A 4,801-nucleotide genomic window follows, 5' to 3' on the forward strand; every position below is an offset into this window, starting at 1 on the left:
AACCACTCCAAGAAAAAGCAATGTAAATATTACCAATAGAATATTCCATAATTAATGCCCAACCAATTATCCAAGCAAAAAGCTCTCCAAAAGAAACGTAGGCATATGTGTACGCACTACCGGAAACAGGAACACGAGATGCAAATTCAGCATAACACATAGCAGTAAAACCACAAGCTACGGCGCACATAATATACAAAAGTACGACTGCAGGTCCGCCTGAAAAACAAGCATTACCTATGGCACTAAACGTACCGCCTCCAATAATAGCAGCAATACCAAAAAAAGTTAAATCTTTTACTGTCAATACTTTATTTAAACCTGAATGATCCCCATCTCCGCCTTGTTTCAATATCGTTATAATCGATTTCTTTCTAAAAATTTTCATTTTTAATATAATTTAGGTTAGCAAAGCAAATATAGAATTAAAATTGCAATTGTTTTCTGTTATTAGAATGAAATAATGATAATCAAAAACTATTATTAAATAAATTTATATAATTACAAATTATATAAAAAAACAGAATTTAAAGCATAAATTTGTAAGACAAAAAAAAACATAATAATTATGGAAAACAATTCAAATTCAAACGGAGGAGGAAAATGTCCGTTTTCTGGTGCTGTAACAAAACAAACAGCTGGTAATGGTACTAGAAATAGTGATTGGTGGCCAAATCAGTTAAAATTAAATATTCTTCGTCAACATTCAGAATTATCCAATCCAATGGGTGAAGATTTCAATTATGCAGAAGCATTTAAAAGTGTTGATTACGAAGCTTTAAAACAAGATATCGTTAACTTAATGACCAATTCTCAAGATTGGTGGCCAGCAGATTACGGACATTATGGTCCATTTTTTATTCGTATGGCTTGGCATGCAGCAGGAACGTATCGTATTGGTGATGGTCGTGGTGGTGCCGGATCTGGACAACAACGTTTTGAACCACTTAACAGTTGGCCAGACAATGGGAATTTAGACAAGGCTCGTTTATTATTATGGCCAATCAAACAAAAATATGGAAATAAAATTTCTTGGGCCGATTTAATGGTTTTAGCTGGAAACTGTGCGTTAGAATCTATGGGATTCCAAACGTTTGGTTTTGGTGGAGGCCGAGCTGATGTTTGGGAACCAGAACAAGATATTTACTGGGGTTCTGAAAGTGATTGGTTAGGAAATAAAAGATATCAAGGTGAGCGTGAATTAGAAAATCCGTTAGCAGCGGTTCAAATGGGATTAATTTATGTAAACCCAGAAGGCCCAGATGGAAACCCCGATCCTCTAGCTTCGGCAAGAGATATTCGTGAAACGTTTGCGAGAATGGCCATGAATGATGAAGAAACGGTTGCTTTAACTGCGGGCGGACATACATTCGGGAAAGCGCACGGTGCGGCAGATCCTGGAGAATTTGTTGGACCAGAACCTGCTGGTGCTCCAATTGAAGAACAAAGTCGTGGTTGGAAAAATTCATTTGGTACAGGTGTTGGAAATGATACCATTACAAGTGGAATTGAAGGCGCATGGACGCCAAATCCAACACAATGGGACAATGATTACTTCAACGTATTATTGGGTTACGAATGGGAACTAACTAAAAGTCCAGCTGGTGCACAACAATGGACACCGACAGCAGCTTCTAATGCACAAATGGCACCCACAGCTGGAGATGCTTCAAAATCGCAAAGATTAATGATGACGACTGCAGATATGGCTATGAAAATGGATCCTATATATGCTAAAATTTCTAAACGTTTTCACGAAAATCCAGAGGAATTTGCTGATGCTTTTGCAAGAGCGTGGTTTAAATTAACACATAGAGATATGGGTCCAAAATCTTTATACCTAGGACCAGAAGTACCTCAAGAAGAATTGATTTGGCAAGATCCAATTCCGGCTGTAACACATAAATTAATTAATGAAAACGACATCGCAATTTTAAAAACTAAAATTGCAGAATCTGGTCTTTCTATTTCTGAAATGGTTGCAACAGCTTGGTCTTCCGCTTCTACTTTCCGTAATTCAGATAAACGTGGTGGAGCAAACGGAGCAAGAATTAGCTTAGCGCCACAAAAAAATTGGGAAGCAAACAATCCAGGGCAATTATCAAAAGTAGTAGCAATTTTAGAGAGTATTAAAAATGGTTTTAATAGTGCTCAATTCGATGGTAAACGAATTTCTTTAGCCGATTTAATTGTTTTGGCAGGTACTGTTGGAATTGAAAAAGCAGCTAAAAACGCAAATCATGATATTAAGGTACCTTTTAAACCAGGCAGAAATGATGCTACTCAAGAACAAACAGATGTTGAATCTTTTGCGGTTTTAGAACCAGAAGCAGATGGTTTCAGAAATTATATGAAAACGCAATACACGGTTTCTGCAGAAGAAATGTTAGTAGATAAAGCACAATTAATGACATTAACTACCTCCGAAATGACAGTTTTAGTTGGTGGATTACGTGTTTTAAACGCAAATTACAACCATTCTAATCACGGTGTTTTCACTAATAATCCAGAAACATTATCCAATGATTTCTTCGTGAATTTATTAGATTTAAATACCACTTGGAAAGCATCTTCTAATGATGCTGCCATTTTTGAAGGAAGAAATCGCAAAACTGGCGAATTAAAATGGAAAGGAACTCGAGTAGATTTAATTTTTGGTTCGAATTCAGAATTAAGAGCATTAGCTGAAGTGTATGCTTCTTCAGATGCCAGTCAAAAATTTGCAACTGATTTTGTAAAAGCTTGGGATAAAGTGATGAATTTAGACCGATTTGACATCGCAAAATAATCAAAATCAATATTTTATATTAAAGGTGGTTTGGAAACAAATTGCCTTTTTTTATTTATTCTATTGTGCTTTATATTCTTTCGTAATACATAGCTTTCACGACCCCATCAGCTAATCCAATTTTTGGCACATAAATATGATTGGCACCACTCCATTTCATGGCACTTAAATATATAGTAAGTGCTGGAATAATTACATCGGCACGGTCGGTATTTAAACCTAATTCGGAGATTCTTTGTTCGTATGTTAATGCATTTATATATTCAAATTGCGATTTTAAATATTTGTACGTCAAAGGTTTATCTTGCGTTTTACCTGACAATTTAAATGCTTTATTGATATTTCCCCCAGATCCAATCATGGTAATATTACTCATACCTTCTGTATTGGTTTTAATCCATTTTTCAATTTCTTGCCAAACTACTTCGTTTACCATATTATTCAACATACGAACAGTACCGTTTTTGAATGATTTTGAAACCAATATTTTTCCATCAGAAAACAAAGAAAATTCGGTACTTCCCCCACCTACATCTACATAAAGATAATTTTCATTGGTTTTTATAAAATGATGTAAATCAGATGAGGCAATAATTACAGCTTCATTTTTACCATCAATAATTTCAATTTTAATATCTGTTTTTTCCTTTATGATATCGACAACTTCTTTACAATTATATGCTTCACGCATGGCAGAAGTGGCACAAGCCATAAATTTTTCAACTTTATATACTTTCATTAATAATTTAAATGCTTTTATCGCATCAATCATCCTGTCAATATTTTCATCTGAAATTTCACCTACTGTAAAAGCATCTTGTCCTAAACGAATAGGTACACGTATTAAGGCACTTTTGTTAAATTGAACTTCTTTGCCTTTTTGCTCAATAATATTTGTAATTAACAACCGCATTGCATTGGAACCAATATCTATTGCAGCATATTTTTTTATTTGAATCATTAATGTGTTTATATAATTTCTGGAAGTATTACTTCCAATTTGTTCTGATAGTGTTTGTACATTTCTTGTTGGGCTCTAAACACTTTGTCTTCTCCACGTTTTCTGTATAAATTTTCAAATTTATCTGAATGTAAACGTGCCTTAACATTTGCTTTCCAACCAATTTCAAAAGTGTCTATTAAATCTTGTTTAATTTCTTCGTCGTAAATAGGACAAGTAACTTCTACTCGTGCATCAATATTTCTAGTCATAAAATCGGCAGAAGAAATAAATACTTCAGGATTGCCATTATTTCCAAATATAAACACTCGGGAATGTTCTAGGTAATTATCAACTATACTAATAGCTTCAATGTTTTCGCTGTAATTTTTTAAAACTGGAACCAAACAACAAATACCTCTAATTATCAATTTAATTTTAACACCAGAATTACTGGCATCATATAATTTATCAATCATTTTATAATCTGATAAACTATTCATTTTCAAATTAATGTAAGCGGATTTGCCTTCTGAGGCGTTTTTTATTTCTCTGTCTATTAATTTAATAAAACGGGAGCGCGTATAATGTGGTGAAACAATTAAATGTTTGTACCGATGTACTCTATAGTTTACTTCAAAAAACTCAAATACTTTAGACATGTCTTTTAAAATTCTTGAATCACTTGTGAATAAAGTTACATCGGTATAAATTTTTGCCGATGCTTCACTAAAATTACCAGTTGACACAAAACCATATCTTGTAATTTCTTCATCTTCCAACCGTTCTACTAAACAAATTTTACTGTGTACTTTTAATCCTTTAACACCAAAAATTAAATTAATACCTTCTTCTTGCATTTGTTCGGCGTAAGAAATGTTACTTGCTTCGTCAAAACGGGCTTGTAACTCAATTTGAACAGTAACTTTCTTTCCGTTTTTAGCAGCATTTATAAGCGAACTTACGATTTGAGAATTTTTAGACAATCGGTACAAAGTAATTTTTATAGATTGCACTTTTGGATCTAAAGCCGCTTCTCTTAAAAATCGAATTAAGTAAGAAAATGATTGATA

At 33.6% G+C, this 4,801-nt stretch carries 4 protein-coding genes; 1 reads left to right on the forward strand and 3 read right to left on the reverse strand.

All coding sequences use genetic code 11. From position 1 onward, the window contains the following. A partial coding sequence (locus ACIQ2I_RS07950; RefSeq protein ID WP_396181888.1) for an amino acid permease occupies positions 1-388 on the reverse strand: 388 nt, incomplete at its 3' end. Positions 389-568: 180 nt separating this feature from the next. Here ACIQ2I_RS07950 and katG point away from each other — a divergent pair. Continuing rightward, positions 569-2,788: a catalase/peroxidase HPI gene (gene katG, locus ACIQ2I_RS07955; RefSeq protein WP_396181889.1), complete on the forward strand. Its 2,220-nt coding sequence runs from the start codon at positions 569-571 to the stop codon at positions 2,786-2,788. Between the two features lie 70 nt (positions 2,789-2,858). Here the strand turns inward: katG and ACIQ2I_RS07960 are convergent, their stop codons facing one another. Next, on the reverse strand, positions 2,859-3,749 hold the full coding sequence (locus ACIQ2I_RS07960; RefSeq protein ID WP_396181890.1) for a Ppx/GppA phosphatase family protein: 891 nt from the start codon (positions 3,747-3,749) through the stop codon (positions 2,859-2,861). Between the two features lie 8 nt (positions 3,750-3,757). Then, the coding region (locus ACIQ2I_RS07965; RefSeq protein ID WP_396181891.1) for a phospholipase D-like domain-containing protein at positions 3,758-4,801 on the reverse strand (1,044 nt) is incomplete at its 5' end.

It is taken from the genome of Flavobacterium sp., from assembly GCF_044368995.1.
Lineage (GTDB): Bacteria > Bacteroidota > Bacteroidia > Flavobacteriales > Flavobacteriaceae > Flavobacterium.